This window comes from Mesorhizobium sp. LNJC391B00 (genome assembly GCF_000502535.1).
In the GTDB taxonomy this organism is placed as follows: Bacteria; Pseudomonadota; Alphaproteobacteria; order Rhizobiales; family Rhizobiaceae; genus Mesorhizobium.
On the sequence record NZ_AYWI01000005.1, the window covers coordinates 14,054 to 32,298 of the forward strand.

General features: G+C 63.7%; 17 protein-coding genes and 1 pseudogene. 5 read left to right on the forward strand and 13 right to left on the reverse strand.

The window, feature by feature from the left end; translation table 11 throughout:
- Positions 1-13: 13 nt before the first annotated feature.
- The 3 genes from X750_RS151220 to X750_RS151210 form a co-directional block, all read right to left on the reverse strand.
- On the reverse strand, positions 14-742 hold the full coding sequence (locus X750_RS151220; protein ID WP_023684480.1) for a nucleotidyl transferase AbiEii/AbiGii toxin family protein: 729 nt from the start codon (positions 740-742) through the stop codon (positions 14-16).
- A gap of 62 nt (positions 743-804) precedes the next feature.
- Positions 805-1,032 (reverse strand): hypothetical protein, encoded by a 228-nt coding sequence (locus tag X750_RS151215; protein WP_027049982.1) that lies wholly within the window; start codon positions 1,030-1,032, stop codon positions 805-807.
- 54 nt (positions 1,033-1,086) lie between these two features.
- A complete protein-coding gene (locus X750_RS151210) occupies positions 1,087-2,418 on the reverse strand; it encodes a dihydroorotase (protein ID WP_023705385.1) in 1,332 nt (443 codons plus the stop codon).
- Between the two features lie 82 nt (positions 2,419-2,500).
- On the opposite strand from X750_RS151210, the gene X750_RS151205 reads away from it, so the two are divergent.
- The 3 genes from X750_RS151205 (at position 2,501) to X750_RS151195 (ending at position 6,199) form a co-directional block, all read left to right on the forward strand.
- Positions 2,501-3,361, forward strand: a complete 861-nt coding sequence (locus tag X750_RS151205; protein ID WP_023684483.1) for a folate-binding protein YgfZ — start codon at positions 2,501-2,503, stop codon at positions 3,359-3,361.
- Positions 3,361-3,999 carry an HD family hydrolase gene (locus X750_RS151200; protein ID WP_023670260.1) on the forward strand — a complete coding sequence of 213 codons (639 nt, stop codon included), beginning with the start codon at positions 3,361-3,363 and terminating at the stop codon, positions 3,997-3,999. The genes X750_RS151205 and X750_RS151200 overlap by 1 nt, the downstream gene beginning before the upstream one ends.
- 67 nt (positions 4,000-4,066) lie before the next feature.
- Positions 4,067-6,199 (forward strand): EAL domain-containing protein, encoded by a 2,133-nt coding sequence (locus X750_RS151195; RefSeq protein ID WP_023692871.1) that lies wholly within the window; start codon positions 4,067-4,069, stop codon positions 6,197-6,199.
- On the opposite strand, the gene X750_RS151190 is transcribed toward X750_RS151195, so the two are convergent.
- On the reverse strand, positions 6,168-7,016 hold the full coding sequence (locus X750_RS151190) for an AraC family transcriptional regulator (RefSeq protein ID WP_031242849.1): 849 nt from the start codon (positions 7,014-7,016) through the stop codon (positions 6,168-6,170). The genes X750_RS151195 and X750_RS151190 overlap by 32 nt on opposite strands.
- A gap of 91 nt (positions 7,017-7,107) precedes the next feature.
- On the opposite strand from X750_RS151190, the gene X750_RS151185 reads away from it, so the two are divergent.
- The gene (locus X750_RS151185) at positions 7,108-8,274 is read left to right on the forward strand and encodes an amidohydrolase (RefSeq protein WP_023747457.1); all 1,167 of its coding nucleotides are present in this window, start codon (positions 7,108-7,110) and stop codon (positions 8,272-8,274) included.
- Positions 8,275-8,286: 12 nt separating this feature from the next.
- Here X750_RS151185 and X750_RS151180 read toward each other — a convergent pair whose 3' ends face one another.
- Positions 8,287-9,204: a fatty acid desaturase family protein gene (locus X750_RS151180; RefSeq protein WP_023747458.1), complete on the reverse strand. Its 918-nt coding sequence runs from the start codon at positions 9,202-9,204 to the stop codon at positions 8,287-8,289.
- Between the two features lie 87 nt (positions 9,205-9,291).
- Between X750_RS151180 and X750_RS151175 the strand changes: the two genes are divergently transcribed.
- The gene (locus tag X750_RS151175) at positions 9,292-10,191 is read left to right on the forward strand and encodes a LysR substrate-binding domain-containing protein (protein ID WP_023747459.1); all 900 of its coding nucleotides are present in this window, start codon (positions 9,292-9,294) and stop codon (positions 10,189-10,191) included.
- Between the two features lie 13 nt (positions 10,192-10,204).
- Here X750_RS151175 and X750_RS151170 read toward each other — a convergent pair whose 3' ends face one another.
- The 8 genes and pseudogenes from X750_RS151170 to X750_RS151140 all read right to left on the reverse strand — a co-directional run bounded on the left by X750_RS151170 (position 10,205) and on the right by X750_RS151140 (position 18,245).
- Entirely contained in the window at positions 10,205-10,477 is a 273-nt protein-coding gene (locus X750_RS151170; RefSeq protein ID WP_023670254.1) for a DUF3303 family protein, read from the reverse strand.
- A 38-nt stretch (positions 10,478-10,515) separates the two neighbouring features.
- Positions 10,516-11,986 (reverse strand): annotated as a pseudogene (locus tag X750_RS01000000162890) (RimK family protein).
- A gap of 5 nt (positions 11,987-11,991) precedes the next feature.
- On the reverse strand, positions 11,992-13,089 hold the full coding sequence (locus X750_RS151165) for a peptidase C39 family protein (protein WP_023692865.1): 1,098 nt from the start codon (positions 13,087-13,089) through the stop codon (positions 11,992-11,994).
- 206 nt (positions 13,090-13,295) lie between these two features.
- On the reverse strand, positions 13,296-14,087 hold the full coding sequence (locus tag X750_RS151160; RefSeq protein ID WP_023687291.1) for an anti-sigma factor: 792 nt from the start codon (positions 14,085-14,087) through the stop codon (positions 13,296-13,298).
- Positions 14,084-14,602, reverse strand: a complete 519-nt coding sequence (locus X750_RS151155; protein WP_023670250.1) for an RNA polymerase sigma factor — start codon at positions 14,600-14,602, stop codon at positions 14,084-14,086. The genes X750_RS151160 and X750_RS151155 overlap by 4 nt, the downstream gene beginning before the upstream one ends.
- A 162-nt stretch (positions 14,603-14,764) precedes the next feature.
- Positions 14,765-15,181 (reverse strand): type II toxin-antitoxin system VapC family toxin, encoded by a 417-nt coding sequence (locus X750_RS151150; RefSeq protein ID WP_023747460.1) that lies wholly within the window; start codon positions 15,179-15,181, stop codon positions 14,765-14,767.
- Positions 15,181-15,423: a type II toxin-antitoxin system VapB family antitoxin gene (locus tag X750_RS151145; RefSeq protein ID WP_023670248.1), complete on the reverse strand. Its 243-nt coding sequence runs from the start codon at positions 15,421-15,423 to the stop codon at positions 15,181-15,183. Before X750_RS151145 ends, X750_RS151150 begins: the two co-directional genes overlap by 1 nt.
- A gap of 47 nt (positions 15,424-15,470) precedes the next feature.
- A complete protein-coding gene (locus X750_RS151140) occupies positions 15,471-18,245 on the reverse strand; it encodes a DUF2339 domain-containing protein (RefSeq protein ID WP_023747461.1) in 2,775 nt (924 codons plus the stop codon).

An 18,245-nucleotide genomic window follows, 5' to 3' on the forward strand; every position in this document is an offset into this window, starting at 1 on the left:
TCCCCTGGGATGGCTACTGGCTAGGGCTAGAAAGCTCGAGGCCTGTGTCAGGCCATATGCGGATACCTTCATTTCGAAGGGCCGAAATCGCTTCGACCGCCGCGTTGGGATCCATTTGCAGCACCTCGGCGGCATGCCGCAATTCTTCCTTGTCCCGCAGCCTGTTTACCACCCAAGCCACCTTGCGCTCGATATCCACGCCATAGGCCGCCTTCGCCTTGCCAACAGCGTCGCTCGGGATTTCCTTATAGATGCCAACCAGCACTCCAAGATCGATGGCATCGCGATATGCAATTGCACGGTCCTGACATCGATCCGCGTTCGCCAGCAACTTCTCGGCAAACATATCCGCCGGGACCAGGGCGGATACATTCAGATCGTCGTCGAAATGGCCTCGCAGTTTTATGCGGCCTTCGCGGATGACTTCAAACTTGATCGTTTGGCCTTTCAACCGCACGATCGTCCGCAAGCCATATTGATCGATCTGGAAGTCCCGAACAGCCTCGACCGGCTCAGGAAAGAATGCTCTGACGCCACGTTCGGCTGCGGAGGTCCGCAATTCGCGATAGCCATCACTGTCGGCACACAGGAAGTCCACATCCAGTGAGCGGCGATATTCCCCGAATTTCATAACGATCGCAGTGCCACCGCCGAACCAGCACTGGTTTGCGGTCAGGAAATGGCGATCCATCAACCCGAGCGCTTCGGCAATGATCTGGTGCTCGGGCCTCTTGAATTCCATCATGACGCTCGCGGTGTGTCCTGTTGATATTCCGGCTGCGAGGAACGATCAGGTGAGGGAAATCAGCCGGCGGTCAAGAGCACGCCGTGACCGAATTTGTCTGCCAAACTTTGGATAAGCATCTTCTCACGCACAGTAAGACGCTTTTGATCGACAAACCGCCAATTACGCTCATACAGCGCAAATGCCTCTTCGGCCGGAATCGGGCGTGCCGCATCGCGGTTCCAGGCGAGCGCCTGGAGCTCCGGAAACTCCGCAGGGACAATCATGGGCGCGATATCTGCGTTCATAATGCCCTTAACGTAGTGGATAGCGCTTAAAAAATCCAACGCAGCAAGAAACCGCTAAGCCGGCAGCGCCTCGGAAAACTCTACCGGCCTGCCCTGCCCGGGCGTGACGATCTCGCCTTCCCACATCACGCGACGACCGCGCACGATGGTGCCGATCGGCCAGCCGGTGACTTCCTTGCCGTCATAGGGCGTCCAGCCGGCCCTGGAGCCGGCTTGCGCATTGGTGATGGTCTCGCGCCGCTGGAGGTCGACAATGGTGAAATCGGCATCGTAGCCGGCGGCGATGCGGCCTTTCCTGGCCATGCCGAAGATGCGCTGCGGGCCGTGGCTGGAGAGGTCGACGAAGCGCTGCAGGGTCAGCAGGCCTGAATTGACGTGGTCGAGCATGATCGGCACCAGCGTCTGCACCCCGGTCATGCCAGACGGTGAGGCCGGATAGGGCTTTGCCTTTTCGGCCAGCGTGTGGGGGGCGTGGTCGGAGCCGAGCACATCGACAATGCCTTGCGCAATGCCGTGCCAGACGCCGTCGCGATGGCGGGCCGCGCGAACCGGCGGATTCATCTGGATCAGCGTGCCCAGCCGCGCATAGTCGTCGGCGGTGAGCGTCAAATGGTGCGGCGTCGCCTCGCAGGTGGCGACATCCTTGTGCTGTTCGAGGAACACGATCTCTTCGGCAGTGGAGATGTGCAGGACATGGATGCGGGCGCGGGTGCTGCGCGCGATGCGCACCAGCCGCTCGGTGCAGCGCAAGGCCGCGATCTCGTCGCGCCAGACGGGGTGTGAGGACGGGTCGCCCTCGACGCGCAAGCCGAGGCGCTCGCGCAGCCGGAACTCGTCCTCCGAGTGAAAGGCGGCGCGGCGGCGGGTGTTGCGCAGGATCGATGCGACACCCTCGTCGTCCTCGACTAGCAGGTCGCCGGTGGACGAGCCCATGAACACCTTTATCCCGGCAGCACCCGGCAGCCGCTCGAGCTCACCGACATCATTGGCATTCTCGCGTGTGCCGCCAACCCAGAAGGCGAAGTCGCAATGCATCCGGCTGGTGGCGCGGCGCACCTTGTCGGCAAGCGCCGCCTCGCTGGTGGTCAGCGGATTGGTGTTGGGCATTTCGAAGACGGCGGTGACCCCGCCCAGAACAGCGGCGCGAGATCCACTCTCGAGATCTTCCTTGTGCTCCAGCCCCGGCTCGCGAAAATGCACCTGGCTGTCAACGACGCCGGGCAGGACGTGCAGCCCGCGACAGTCGATCGCTTCGCCGGCCGAAGCTTGGCGAAGATCGCCCATTGCGACGATGCGACCACCCTTGACGCCGACATCGCGCGCGCCCTCGCCATCATGGTTGACCACCGTGCCGCCTGTCAGGATGAGGTCGTAGGTGGTGGCCATGGGCGTTCGGTCTCTTGCGGGGGGAGTATCGTCGGCTTACGTAAAGGCCGCCCGTTTTGCAAGATCAGGTTCTTTGCCACCCATGCCTTTTGCCCTGCTCAAAGACCGCGCTCTCATTTCCGTGTCAGGCCCGGATGCCGAGCATTTTTTGCAGAACATCCTCACCACCGACCTCGACACGCTGGCCGTCGACGCGGCAAAGCCCGGTGCGCTGCTTTCGCCGCAAGGCAAGATCCTGTTTGATTTCCTGATCTCGCGTAGCGGCGAAGACGCATTCCGGCTGGATTGCCGTGCCGATATCGCAGACGACTTCCTGCGCCGGCTGATGCTTTACAAGCTGCGCGCCAAGGCCGAGATTGCTAGGCAGGATCAAGTGCTTGTGACGGTTGCCTGGGGCGATGATTCAAGCGCCTCACCTTCTGATTCAACGACACTTGCCGATGTCCGCTTCCGCGATGTGGTTGTGAGCCGTTCCTATGGCGGCGCATCCGCAGGTGGCGACCCGGCTGCGTGGAAGGCGCTCCGCATCGCCAAAGGCATTGCCGAAAGCGGTTCCGATTATCAGCTCGGCGATGCCTTCCCTCACGACGTGCTGCTCGACGAGACCGGCGGCGTCGGCTTCAAGAAAGGCTGCTATGTCGGCCAGGAAGTGGTCTCGCGCATGCAGCATCGCGGCACCGCCAGGCGCCGCGTGCTGATCGTTTCGGCCGACCGCGCCTTACCCGCGCCCGGCACGGAGCTGACGGTTGCGGGGCGGCCGGTCGGCACGCTCGGCTCGACCGCGGGCACGGCCGGACTCGCCATTGCCCGCATCGACCGGGTCAAGGCGGCGCTCGACGCTGGCCAGCCGGTACTGGCCGGTGATGTCACCGTCTCGCTCGCCATCCCGGCCTGGGCGCAGTTCAGCTTTCCCAGGGAAGCCATAGGCGCGGAGGACGCCTGATGGCTGCCGATCGCGTCGGAGCGCCACCGCGCGCGTGGCAGCGCATGCTGTCGGGACGGCGGCTCGACCTGCTAGATCCCTCGCCGCTCGACATCGAAATCTCCGACATCGCCCACGGGCTTGCCCGCGTCGCCCGCTGGAACGGGCAGACCCGCGGCGATCACGCCTTTTCGGTCGCCCAGCATTCGCTGCTGGTCGAGGCGCTGTTCAGCGAGTTGCAGCCGGACGCCTCGGCCAATGCTCAGTTGGCAGCACTGCTGCATGACGCGCCGGAATATGTCATCGGCGACATGATCTCGCCGTTCAAATCGGTAATGGGCGGCTCCTACAAGGAGTGTGAGCTGCGTCTCCAGCGCGCCATCCATCAGCGCTTTTCGCTGCCGCCCGAACTCGGCGTCGGCTTGCGCAAGGAGATCAAGCGCGCCGACCAGATCGCCGCCTATTACGAGGCGACGCTGCTTGCCGGTTTCTCGACCGCGGAAGCAACCGAGTTCTTCGGCCGGCCGCGCGGGTTCAATGCCGACCGCTTCGACTTTAAGCCGCACTCGGTGACCTCGGCGCAAGCTGCCTTCCTCAAACGCTACGCAACGCTTGAAAAGCAACGCCAGGCAACGGTTGCCGTGCATTCGGCGCAGTGAACATACGCTAAATTAACCAGCGGTAACCACAGTACCGGGTTTCGATCACGGTCAGCAGGCACGCCTCATGTCCGTTGCGCACGTCAAGGGTGGTTCGCCCGTCCGCAGACGGGGAGCCGGAGGCGTCGCCGCGCCACGGCAGATCGCCGACGAACTGCGCCACCAGAACGAGCGCTTTTCCGCGGCCGTCGAGAATATGTCGCATGGGCTGTGCATGTTCGACGCCGACGAGCGGATGATCATCTGCAACGGCAACTATATCAGCATCTTCTCCCTCGACGCGAAGATCGTGCGGCCCGGCATCGCGTTCCTGGACATTCTAAAGCACAGCGTCGACATCGGTGTCGCCTCACAGAGCGCCGAAGACCTGTATGCCATCCGCAAGCCCTATATCGAGCGCGCGCAAGCCTCGACCTACGAGGAAATACTGTCGGACGGACGCATCGTTTCCATCACGCACCGGCCGCTGGCCTCAGGCGGCTGGGTGTCGATCTATGAGGACATTACGGAGCAAAGGCGGGCCGAGCAGGAACTGAAGGAGCAGCACCGCCGCTTCGATGCGGCGCTCGCCAACATGTCGCAAGGCCTGTTGATGTACGACGCCGAAGGCACGCTGATCGTGCGCAACCAGCGCTTCCTCGACCTCTACAAGGTCACGCCTGACGACTTCCCGCTCGGCATGAGCCAGCGCGCCCTGCTCGAACAGATGGTGCGACTGCGCATCTATCCGTCGATGGACATCGACGGCGAGATCGCCAACACCAGAGCCAGCCTGCAGGCCGGTGAGGAGCGTTCGACAGACCGCAGCCTTGCCGATGGCCGAACGCTGCTGGTTGCGCGCCGGCCGCTTACCGGTGGCGGCTGGGTGGCGACCTTCGAAGACATCACCGAGCGCCGGCGCGCCGAAGAGCGCATGAGCCACCTTGCCCATTACGACACGCTGACCGACCTGCCCAACCGCTCGATGTTTCGCGAACGGCTCGACCAGGCGATGACCGGCGATACACCGTTGGCGATCTTCTCGCTCGACCTCGATCGCTTCAAGGCCGTTAACGACACCTGGGGACACCCGGCCGGTGACTGGCTGCTGAAATGCGTGGCGGAGCGGTTGCGGCACAGTCTGCGCAGCGACACCGATGTGGTCGCCCGCCTCGGTGGCGACGAGTTCGCCATCCTGCAGTTCAATCCCAAAGGCGCCACCGATGCGGAACAACTGGCAAAACGCATCGTCGCTGTCGTCAGCCAGCCGTTTCGCGACAAGGGCCGCGACATGCATGTCGGCATCAGCCTTGGCATCGCGCTGTATCCCGGTGACGGCAAGGACGCCGACACGCTTTTGAAGAACGCCGACATGGCGCTTTACAGCGGCAAGAGCGAAGGCCGCAACGTCTACCGCTTTTTCGAGCCCGGCATGGATGCCTTGGTGCGGGCGCGCCTGGCGCTCGAAACCGATCTCGAGACGGCACTGAAACGGCGGGAGTTCGTGCTGGAGTTCCAGCCGATCACCAACATCGCGTCGGGCAAGATCGTCGGCGCCGAAGCGTTGATGCGGTGGAATTCACCGACGCGCGGCCTGGTGGCGCCCGACGATTTCATCGCAGCCGCCGAAGACAGCGGGCTGATCGTTCCGCTGGGCGAATGGGCGCTGAAACAGGCCTGCAGCGTGGCCGCCGGCTGGCCGCCTGGAATGCGCATCGCCGTCAATGTCTCGGCAGTGCAGATCAGAAGCGCCGACTTTGCCCGCAGCGTGATTTCGGCGCTGGCCGTTTCCGGTGTGCCGGCCAGCCGGCTCGAACTGGAAATCACCGAGACCGTGCTGATGGATGAGAGCGAGACGGTGCTGAAGACGCTGAGGCAGCTGCGCGAACTCGGTATCCGCATCGCGCTCGACGATTTCGGCACCGGCTATTCGTCGCTCGGCTATCTCAGGCGTTTTCCCGTCGACAAGATCAAGATCGACCGCTCCTTCATCCACGATATCGACAACAAGGACACGGCGGCGATCGTGCGCACGATCATCGGGCTTGGTGCCGAACTTGGCATCACTGTCACCGCCGAAGGCGTCGAGACCGAAGCGCAGCTCGACATATTGCGCAAGGCTGGCTGCGTCGAGGCGCAGGGCTTTCTGATCGGCATGCCGTCAAAGGCCGCCGACATGGCTCGACTTCTCAAGACGAGGGCAGCGTCCCGGCGCGCCTGAACATCCCCGGCGTCATTCCATGCGCGGCGCGGAAGGTGCGCGAGAGATGGCTTTGGTCGCAGAAGCCGGCCGCAAAGGCGGCACCGGCGAGATCTGAACCTTGCCGGATCAGCAGATCGGCACGGCGCAGCCTGCGGTCACGGATGAAGGCAGCAGGGCTGAGACCCAGCACTTTCCTGAAATCGCGGATAACTTGAAAGCGCGTCACGCCTGCGGCTTCAGCGAGCCGCTGCAAATCGAGGTCCGAGTTCAGATGGTCTTCGATGACCTGTTCATAGACCCGGAGCCGGCTTTTCGATCCGAAGCTTTCGACCGCCTCGCGCCGCCGGCCGCCCCAATCGCCATGGCGCAGGATGAGCTTGCGCAAGGCGATCAGCATGGATGTTTCGGCGCTGGTGGCATCATTCGATGTCGAAGCCAAGTGCGCGACGCCTACTGCCTGGACGAGATCGGCATCATCGACGATCGCTTGCGAAAACAACGGCGGGCGATCCTGCCCGAGCTCGTCCGCGATCGCACCCATGAGCGAGGCCGACGGATAGAAGGTGCGGTAAGCCCAACCCTGGTCGGCACCCGCCTCGCCGTCATGCCATATCTCCGGATCGACGAGCAGAACCGTGCCCGACGGCGCGAGGACAGTCTCGTTGCCGATGCGGACCCGCTCGCACCCTTGCGTGATCAGGGCGACGACATAGGTCGGGTGCGTGTGCAGCTGGTAGCGATGCCGCGTGAAGCGCGCCTTGAGCATGCCAAGATCGCGAAAGCGCGGATGACGCCAGAACTGCGTCGTCTCCTGAGGCTGTTGAATTCCAGACACGGTCAATCCTGTTCAAGACGCTGCCGGCGCAAAACCTTTACGTGCTGGCATCGACAAGGCCGAATTTAGGATAGCCGGCAAGGAGAGCGCAATGCTGCACAACGACCCCATCGCCGCCCTCACCCCGCAGGTGGTGGAATGGCGGCATCACATCCACGCCAACCCCGAACTCGGTTTCCAAGAGTATGAGACCGTGCGCTTCGTCGCCGACAAGCTGCGCACCTTCGGGCTCGACGAGGTTCATGAAGGCATAGGCGGCACCGGCGTGGTTGGCGTCCTCAGAGGACGGCCAGGCGTGCGCGCCATCGGGCTTCGGGCCGAACTCGATGCCTTGCCCGTGCTGGAGAAGACAGGATTGCCATATGCGTCGAAGAAAGACGGCGTGATGCATGCCTGCGGCCACGACGGGCACATCGCGATGCTGCTCGGCGCCGCCAAGCTGCTCGCCGACAACAGAGCCTTCGACGGCACCGTCTGTTTCATCTTCCAGCCGGCGGAAGAAAATGAAGGCGGCGCCATGCGGATGATAGAGGACGGACTGTTCGAGCGCTTCCCCGTGGAAGCCATCTACGCCGTCCACAACTGGCCGGGGCTGCCGCTCGGAAAGATCGCGGCCCGTGCCGGGTCGATGATGGCGGCCGTCGACACTTTCGAACTGAACTTTGAGGGGACCGGCGCGCATGCCGCCATGCCGCAGCTAGGCGACGATCCCGTGCTCGCGGCCGGCGCCTTCGTTCAAGCCGTGCAGCGCATCGTCAGCCGTTCGGTCGACCCGCAAATGGCGCTGGTCGTTTCGATCACCCAGATCCATGGCGGCAATGTCGGCAACATCGTGCCGGGCAAGGTCTGGCTGCAGGGAACCTGCCGCTTCTTCGAGCCCACTTTGTCGGGCCATTGCGAAAGGCTGATCGGCGACATCGCGCAAGGCATTGCCTCGGCGCATGCACTCACCGCCAAGCTCGCCTACAAGAAAGGCTACCCGCCGCTGGTCAACACGTCGGCTGCCACTGACCGGGCCGTCCAGGCGGCAACCGCGGTTGTCGGCCGCGAGCAGGTCGAGACCGCATTCAACCCGAGCCTCGGCTGCGAGGATTTTGCCTACATGGTCCGCGAAGCCGGCGGCTGCTATGCCTGGGTCGGCGCAGGAGCGGTCAGACCGGGCGAAGGGCTGCACGGCGATCGCTATGTCTTCAACGACGCCATCGTCCCCACCGTGCTCCGCTATTTCGTCACGCTCGTTGAGCAGACGCTACGCTGACGGCCGAGCGCCTCAGCGCAAGGTCTCGACGTATTTCTCGTGGAAGCTGACATAGCCGGGTTCGACGACTTTGAGATGGCGCTCGATCAGCTGGTGGAAGGCCGGCAGCTGATGGAAGGGCACGCCGGGATAGGCGTGGTGCTCGGCGTGATACGGCATGTTCCAGGCGACTTTGCGCACCAGCCAGTTGGTCAGCGTGGTGCGGGTGTTTTCCAGCATGTTGGCGACAAGCGGGCAGCGGCCATGCTCGGCCAGCAGATAGAGCCTGAGGAAGGGCTGGCCGAGCAGCGCCGGCACGATCCAGACATAGAGCAGTACACTTGCCTCGAACCACAGGGCTAGCGCGGCGACCACGACATAGAAAGCGATCATGGCGCGGGCTTCAGTGCGCACCTTGGGCAGGCCTTTCGGCGGCACGTAGCTGTCGTGGCAGCCGCCAATCGCGTTGGTGTAGAGTGTCTGCAAATGCCCCCACCACACCGGCAGGCCCGAGACGTGGACGATGTATTGCCGCATCGTCTCCGGTTTCGGGAAGGCGAGTTCCGGATCGGTCTCTGGATCCTGGGTGAAACGGTGATGGGCGAAGTGGAAATAGCGAAACCAGTCGGCGGGCAGCGCGATCGCCAGGCTGCAGACCCTTGCGGCGGCATCGTTGAGCCACTGCGTCTCGAACGCCGTCCTGTGCACCGTCTCATGCAGCAGCGTGAACAGGAAGACGATAAGAATGCCTTGCGGCAACATCAACAGCGGCCAGTACGACACCTTGGCCGCAATCAGCCCGCCGATAGCCACAATCGCGCCGAGATGGAAGGCGAGTTGGACCAGACCCGGCCCGTCCGACTTGCCGGTCAGGCGGCTGCGCTGCTCATTGGTCAGAGACGCGACGACGTCGCGATGGTCTCTGGGTTCAAACTGGGCCGATACGGTCATGGCGCCAAGCTACTCGAATAAGAAAGCTTTCGAAAGACGAGGATTTCTGCGACACAGATAAGCTGACCTTACCTATCGGATCACCCAATGACCGCGCTTCCTTCCCTGAGAGGACTTCAAGCCTTCGAGGCGGCGGCGCGCTCGGGGAGTTTCGCCGCAGCGGCGGATGAGCTCTCGATCTCGGCGGCTGCGGTCAGCCAGCTCATTCGCACCGTCGAGGAGCAGATGGGTCGAAAACTGTTCCATCGCGTCAACCGCCGCGTGGTGCTGACGGAAGCCGGCGTCGAGATGCTGCCCCGGCTGACCCTGGCTTTTCGGGAGATCGGCAGCATCGCGCGTGGCAGCGATGCCTTCCGCCCGCGGCTTGTCGTATCGGTGCCGCCGTCCATGGCGATGGGCTGGCTTTCCGAACGCCTCGCCGGCTTTGTCGCCAGCCACGGCGCCGTCGACATATCCCTGCGCGGCGATGACGATCCGGTGCCGTTCGACCGCGAACTGATCGACATCCGGCTGTCCTTCGGCCCGCACTATCGTGAACACCCGAGCGAGGAGATCGTCAGGGACGCCGTCTACCCCGTCTGCGCGCCAGAACTCACCGCCAAAACCGACAGCCTCGCCGGCCTGCCACTGATTCACACCGACTGGGGACCGACCGGCGCGTCGTTTCCGTCTTGGCGCACATGGTTCGAGGCGGCGGGCATAGAGCCCGGCCGCGCAGTGCAGCGCGGCCTGTCGGCGAACTCGTCGCGGGCAGCGCTCGACCTTGCCATTTCAGGGCTGGGCGTGGCGCTGGCGCAAGGCATTTATTGCGCCGGGGCGCTGGAATTGGGCCGTTTGGTCCGGGCTAATGCCCTATCGATCGCGCTGCGTCAGCCCTATTGCCTGACGATCCCGGAACGCAGTGCAAGGCGCGACCTGGTGGCGGCGTTTCGCAATTGGCTGATTGAGGAATGCCGGCGGTCGGTGGGTTCGCCGGTGCTCGGCTGATGGACCGAACTGCTCAGAGATGGCCGGCCAGTGCGGCGACCATGTCCTTGTTCGTCGCCACGGGAATGATCTCGAACTCCACCAGGTCAGACCATTCGATGACCCAGCGCTGCAGCAGCGTGACGTCATCGGCCTCGACCAGCAGGAAGCAGCGGCTCATATCAGCCGCGATCCAGGAGTGGTGCACGACAAGCGCGTCCGGCTTCAATCTGCCGCGCTCGCCGAAACGGCGGTAGATCTCCTTGCGGTCGCAGCCGGTGAAATCCTCGATGACGATGAACTGCATTTTTCCCCCTCGGTTGAATTACCGCCCGGGACGGCAAACTAACGCCCGGGACGGTCCAGCCGCTCCAGGAACCATTGCGTCAGCCGCACCCAGACTTCGTCCTTTTCGCCGGAATCCTCCCAGCCATGGTCGAGGTTCGGGTTGTCGTTGACCTCGATGACGAAGACGCCATCCTTGGTTTCCTTGAGATCGACGCCGTAAAGCCCGTCGCCGATGCAGCGCGCCGCCTTCACCGCGGTGTCGACGACATGCGGCGGCGTCTCTTTCAGCGTGAAGGTCTTGATGCCGCCCTGGTCGGGCTTGCCGCTGGCCTTGTGGTTGACGATCTGCCAGTGTTTTTTCGCCATCAGATAATGCACGGCAAACAGCGGCTGCCCACCGAGCACGCCGACGCGCCAGTCATATTCGGTCGGGATGAATTTCTGCGCGATCAGGAGATCGGAATCCTCCAGCCACTCGGTGGCGAGCGTCTTCAGTTCTTCGAAGTTGCCGCATTTCTTGACGCCGCGCGAGAACGATGAATCCGGGATCTTCAGCACCAGCGGAAAGCCCAGCGTCTGCGCCGCCAGTTCGAGGTCCGAGGTGCCGGCTATCATCACCGTCGGCGGCACCGGCACCTTGTTGTAGGCCATCAGTTCGTTGAGATAGACCTTGTTGGTGCAGCGGATCATCGACAGCGGGTCGTCGATCACCGGCATGCCTTCCTGCTGGGCGCGGCGCGCGAAGCGGTAGGTGTGGTTTGAGATCGAGGTGGTCTCGCGGATGAACAGCGCGTCGTAATTGGCGAGCTTGGCCAGGTCCTTCCTGGTGATCGGCTCGATTTCGACGCCCATCTTTTCGGCGATCTTGGCCCAGTAACGCAGCGAGGAAATCTCCGACGGCGGCAGTTCCTCATGCGGATCGACCAGCGTGGCGAAGGTGTAGCGTGCCGGCGTGCGGCCCTTGGTGTCGCGCCACTCGCGGTTGGTGTACGTCTCGAGCGCCTGCACGAAGAGGNAAGAGGGCTTCTTCCTCCTCGGCCATCCTGGCCAGCGGCAGGAAGCCGATCTTGCGGATCGAAGCCCATTCGGCGCTGTCCTTGATGTGAACCTCAAGCGCCGGAGCGCGGAACCAGTCGAACAACAGCTTGGCGAAGCGGTCCCAGACCTTCGACGGTCCGATGCCGAAGAAGATGCAGATTTTTTGCGGGAATACGCCACCGAGATCCTTGCGACATTTGTTGAGCGCCAGCTCCAGTTCCGGCAGCGCGTGCTCGTAGAGCTTGCGCTCGGACAGGTCGATCATCGTCTCGACCGTCGGGATGACCTTGTGGCCGCGCGAACCGGCGAGCAGAGAGGCATAATAGCCGCGGCTCTGGTAGGCGTAATTGTTCGACAGGTTGATGACCTTCGGCTGCTGGCCGCGAAACAGCGCCGGATGCGCAAGATAGTCACGGTTGGTGATGATCTTGTGCGGCGTCGCCGCCGGGTCGAGATCGTTCTGACGGCCGGTGAGGATGACCCAGGTCATTGTTATCAGCGTTTCCCAAGAGTGATGGCAGCACGCAGTCCGTCGCGGCCGAATTGCGCCATGTTCATGAAGATGCCGTGCGGCACGGGAATGTTGGCGGCATCGAGGATGGTCTCCTGTCTTTCGTCCTCGACCCAGGGATCGTGGATCAGGATGTGGTCGCCATCGTCGCCGATAGCCAGCACCCAATGCGGCACCTTCTTGCCGAACATCAGGAAGCCGCTGATCAGCACCAGCACCAGTTTTCCCTGAGCCAGGGCGCCGCGGATATCATCGATGGTGAACGGACGGTAATTCACCGGGATGCCGTAAAGTTCCGCGCGGCGGCGAAAGTCCACCTGGGCAAGTTCCATCACCCGGCGCTTGTCGTCGCTGCGCACCGATTGCAAGAACAGCGCGCCATAGAAGGACACGAAGATTTCCGCCGCAAGCCCGCTTTCGTAGCCGGAAACCGCAAGGCCGAAGGGCTCGCAGCCGCCCGGGCCGGACATCATGAACACGGTCGTTGCCTCGCGCCATAGGCGGATTTCCATGACCGGATCGGGCACGAAGCCGGAATCGAAATTGGCCATCGCCATCATCAGGCAGCATGGACCGCAGGTGAACTCGCAGGTCTGCTGGTAGAACGGGACTTTGGTGGCGACCGGAATATCGCCGCGCAAGGTCTTTTCGTAGCGCAGCGCGGTGGCGCCATCCTCGTAATAGTGGGGCTCGCGACCGATCTTGCGGTAGCCGCTCTGCTCATAGATGCCGATGGCGCGAAGATTGTCCTCGCGCACTTCGAGGCGCAACATCATGCGGTCGTGCTCGAAGGCAGCTTCTTCGGCCGCTGCAAGCAGCATGCGGCCAATGCCGCGGCCGCTGAAAAACGGGCTGGTGGCAAGCGAATAGAGCCGGGCGACGCCGCTGCCCTTGCGAAACAGCACGATGGCGTAGCCGGCGACACGGCCATCGCTTTCGGCGACCAGCATCTCGGCTGTCTCGCGTTCGATCAACAGGCGGAAGGAGCGCCGGGAAATGCGGTCACTGGAAAAAACCGCCTTCTCGATGGCGGCGAGGTCATCGACGTCGGACGCGCGGGCCTTGCGAATCTCGGCAGGCATGCGGGTTTGGAAAACCTCGATTGGGTGGAGGAAAAGGCCGCGGTCAAAAACGTCGCAAACATCAGCCGAAACGCCGATATCAGCCAAGCGCTATCGCACCTTGAATAGGGCCGAATTGTGACAGTTCCACCGCGAGTGGCGGGCGGTGACCGCGGCACCGCCAGGTGCGGCGCCGCCTCGGCGCATGACGCCAAAACCGAATGTGCTCAACTGGCGATACCGGCCAGAAGCTGACCGTAGGCGCGCTTGGCGACCGCGGCCAGTTGCTCTCGCGGCAGCGAGCCGACGACGGCGCAGGCATAGCCCTTGTCCAGCCAGTAGACCGCCTCGGGGCCGTCGGCGTCCGCCATGTAGGTGCCCTTGGACTTGGCTGAGGAATCAGCGGTAACGAACAAGGAGATGCGCTGACCCTTGGCGTCCTCGTAAAGCAGCATCGCTGCCTTGCCCTGGCCGGCGGGCAGCAGCCGGCCGCCAACCAGCTGGAAGCCTTCCGCCACCAGATCCGGCGCCACCAGTTTCAGGCCGACGCGGTTGGACAGCCAGGTCTGCAGGTGATCCTTGTCGCTTGCCGGCACTTCCACCGCATGGCGCTGTTCGGCGGCATAGATGACATGGGCGGCGATCGCCTCTTCGGCCAGTTGGTCATCGGCGCCATCTTCCCTGCCGATGCCGTCGATGCCGGCAAAATAGCCGCCAAGACCGCCGATGACGAGCACTGCGGCCGCCGCGGCCGCAAGCCACCAGCGCGACTGCCGCGCCGCCGCTTTGGTCGCGCCTTCACCGCTAACGATCTGCTTGAACAGCACCGGCACGGGCTCGTCGAGCACACCGGCAAAGGCGGCGCGCAACGCGGCGCGGTCGGCGGTGTAGCGGGCGCTTTTCGCCTTCATTTCGGGATTGGCGTCGATCCAGGCGTCGTAGGCGGCGCGCTCGTCGCCCGGCAGCTCGCCGTCGAGAGCCATGTGGATATCGCGTTCGGAAAAATCGCGGCGGGTCATTTCTCGACGATCCTTATCGAGCGGCGGCGCGCCGTGTCATCGAGCAGGCTGCGCAGCTCCTCGCGTCCGCGCGCTATGCGCGACATCAGCGTGCCGGCGGGCACGCCGAGAATGTTGGCGGCTTCGGCATAGGAGAATCCTTCGATGGCGACCATGACGAGAGCGGCGCGGCGGTCGGGGCTGATCGCCTGCAATGCGTCGATGATCTCGCGCGAGGCGGCGTTCTCGGCCTGCTCGGCGGGGACTGCCTGCGCCTCGTTTGCGTCAAGCGGCAGGATCGCCGCCTCACCGCGCCGGTTCACCTTGCGCATCTGATCGATGAACAAATGATGCATGATCGTAAACAGCCACCTCCGGGGGCTTTCTCCCGTCTGCCAGCTTTCAAGCCGCAAGAGCGCTCGTTCGAGGCAATCCTGGACGAGATCGTCAGCGGATTCGCGGTCGCGCAGAAGCGAGCGTGCGTAGCGGCGCAGGCGCGGTATTTCGCCAAGGATTGCTGCCTTCTTTTCGTCCATGACCGCTGGTTCTGAGGTCGCCCTTGTTTAACCCGATTGAACGCGCCTTCCCGGCGCGGCGCAAGCGGCCAGCGCGAAGCGGTCTGCCGCCCCGGTCACCCAAGCAGTGAGATAACGAGTTGATCGGCTAAATTATTCCCCGCAATCAACAAAAGGGCCGAATTATCCTAAATCGGTCTGTGCGAAATCATGGCCTTTGTATAGCAGTGGAAGATCGCGGCTTTTCGCGCAGGCGTAAGCAAAACAGTCCCCGAGATTCAGATCCGCCTTGTGGCCAACGGCTTTGCCGTAACGGGCACTCGCGTCAATGGCCCGAGAGCTGATGTTGTCGTCAATGGCCAGACTCTCTCCCATGATCTCCACAATGAACTCATCGATCAGATCGCGGGCATGGAGAAGGGCTTCAGCGCTGGGTCTGCGCGGGCCGGCGCCGGCCCTTGCCAATGCCTGTGTTGCTTCGAAGGGAACCAACGGAGAAACCCAGACCTGCCCGGAAAAACCGGATAGCTGCTTCAGCAATTCCTCCCACCCAGGTTCCTGGTTGAGAATGGCGACGATCACCGACGCGTCGACAAACATCAGTCTTCCCACATCTCGTCGGTGAACTTCTTCATATCGAAATCGGGATTGGGCAGGCCAAGCTTCCTGGCCCTGTCCTGAAGACTGGCGATCCGATCGCGCAGCGGCACCTTCGCCCGATTGCGCTCAAGTTCGTGCACGAGCGCGACCCGCACCGCCTCCGTTTTGCTCGGAGCGTTCGTCTCGCGTTGCAATCTGCTGGCCAGCGCATCCACTTCGTCGTCGCGGATATAGAGCGGCATCGAATATCCTCCGTTGGATATTCATATATTCCATCTCGTATATCACTTCAAGTTGCAGCGTTGGCCTCCCTCGCCGCCCGCGTCAGCAGCCGCTGGTAGAACAGGCCGATGCCGATCAGCACGGCGCCAAGACCGATGAAGGACAGCGCCCTGAGCACGCCTTCCAGTTCCGACATGTCGAACAGGAAGACTTTTACCACGGCAATCGCGATCAGCGCCGCCGAGGCGATGCGCAGCACCTGCGACTTCAGCCAGACGCCGGCGGTGAGCAGCACGACGCCGATGACCAGCCAGAGCGCCGAATAGGTGTAGGTCTCGAGCTGGCCGAGGCCGCTCCACAGGCCGATGAACTCGCCCTTGAACACGCGCCTGACCGACAGTGTGGCGTAGGCGAAGACAAGCAATGCCGCCACCACCGCCAGCATCTGCGCATACCATGGCGGCCGCTTGTCCCTGGCATAGAGCGCCAGCCCGCCGACAGCGATGGCCGGCAGGAGATAAGCCAGGAACAAGAGGTTGAACACCGGGATCTGGCCGGTCGATTCGTCGGTGAACAGCGGATTGAGCACCAGGAAATGCTGGAGGACGATGAAGGCGACCGAGAGCACGCCGGCAGCCATCGAGCCGTAGCGCAGCACAGAGCTTGGCGAGCGCATGTCGATGGCCACCAGTATCGCGCCGGCGCCGATGGCGATCAGCGTATAGATCGCCTGTTCGGCGAGCGTCACCGGGCCGGTGTCGATGACGCCGCCATGCATGGCGTGGCGCACCAGCATGGCGACGGTGAGCAGCGCAAACAGGGCTGCACCCGCCTCCATCGCTAGGCGCGGCCGGCCATTACCAGTTGTTGGTAGTGCGGGGGTGGTACGCGCGAGTTGCCAGGCGGCAAAGCCGAAGGCTAGCGCCGGTACGCCGTATCCCGGCAGCAGCCAGTTGAACACCCGCGTCGTCGTCAGGAACTCGGCGCCGACGATGGTCGGATCGAAGGCGACGCGGCCGAGCACGGCGACGACCGCGCCGACCGAAATCCAGCCCAGCACCGGATAAGAACGCCAACGCGTCGCCAGCGCCGGCACGATGGCGGCAACGCCGGCAAGCAACGTGGTCCAGCCGGAACCGAAGGCCATGTGCAGCATCAGGAGCCCGGCCAGAGCCGAGCCGCAAAGCGCGAAGGAGACGGCGACGTCGCCCTTGAGCGGCGGCTGTTCGGCGCGCGCAATCCATTCGCCGCCGGCGGCGAAGACGACGACCAGAAGGGCAGCTATCGCTGCGTAGACAAGGTCGCGGTCGAGATTGCCGTAGGCGAGCCACAGCGTCAGCAGAATAAGCAGCGGCGCAGCGACGCCCCATGCCGCCCAGCATGCCGCGCGGACCCGTGCTGAGGCGGCGAAGCGGCGTGCGGCCCAGAGGCCGGCGCCGATGAAAACCAGGCCGAGGGCAATGCCGATGCGCAGCGTCAACGGATTTCCGGCCGCCACCGGCATGCCGTCAAAGCCGATATTCCCCTGGGTTATGTCGGAGCCGATGGTGGTGGGCGGAATGATGCCGAGATGGATCATCACGCTCGCCACGCCGGCGGCATGCAGCAGCGGCAGCGCGCGCGGCCGGTAGAGTGCGGTGGCGACAAGGGCGACGAGGACGAAGGCGCCCGGCAAGGCGCCGCCGGCGGCGACCAGCGTCGTGTCGACGGACAGGCCTAGCGCTGAAAACGCAACGAAAACGCCTGGCACGATCGAGGGCCAGTCGAAGCCGGTCTTCGCCGTCTCCGCTTCGCTGTCACGTGTGCCCAGCCAGACAAAGGCAAGCACCGCCAGCGTCACCACGTCGATGAACAGGATGACGGCAAGGTCGGCGACTAGCGTGCTCATCATGTAGACGATGGTCCAGGCGCCGGTGCCGAAGAAGGCCGCCGCAATCAGGAATTTCCAGTCGCGAATGCGGGCGATCACGGCTGTAGCGGCAAGCACGATCGCCAGGTAGACGAACAGCGCCCATGGGTTGGGCGCCTGCGAGGACACAAGCGCCGGCGTCGCCATCGAGCCGACGAGACCGATGCCGGCCAGGGCCTGGCCGTGGACGAGGGCGGCGACAATGGTCGCCACGCCGATGGCGCCGAGCACGGTGAAGGCGAAGGCCGGCCCGACGAAACCGTAAATGGCATGCGCGGCATAGACCGTACCGAACAGGATGAAGGCGCCGGCAGCCGTCAGGATCGCCGGAATATAGGCGCCTGCAGCCCCTTGCACCGGCACCTTGAAGCCGGTGCGGCGGATGAACTCGCCGCCGCCGATCAGCACCAGGCCGAGCAGCGCCGCCAGGGACAGCCGCACTTCGGGGCCGAAAATGCCGGCCTCGATGGTGTAGCGGATCAGGAACAGGCCGCCCAGGGCCAGCGCGACGCCGCCGACCCAGACCGCCCAACGGGTGCCGAGCGCCGTTTCGACCTCTGACTGGCGGGCTGCCTTCGCCGTGGCGGCAGGCGCGGATCCGGTGAATGCCGCCTTGGCCGCGGCCGACAGTTCTGGCACGGCCTCGCTGGTGGCCGCATCGGCTTCGGCGGCCGGTGCCTGGGCATGTGCCGCGTCTGCTGTTGTTGGCGAAGCTATGTCGGCAACTGGTGCGCTAGCGTGAGCGGCATCCGCCGGTGCGCTTGCAGCCTGCTCGGCCGGTTTGGCAACGGGCGGTGTCGCATGCACTCCGGACAGAACCAGGCTGCGCAGCGCTCCGAGCTCGCGCTCGATCAGACTGACGCGGCCCTGCTGGCGCAAGACGAGGACAAAAAGCACGATAACGACGACGGCGCCAATCAGGCTTTCAAACAT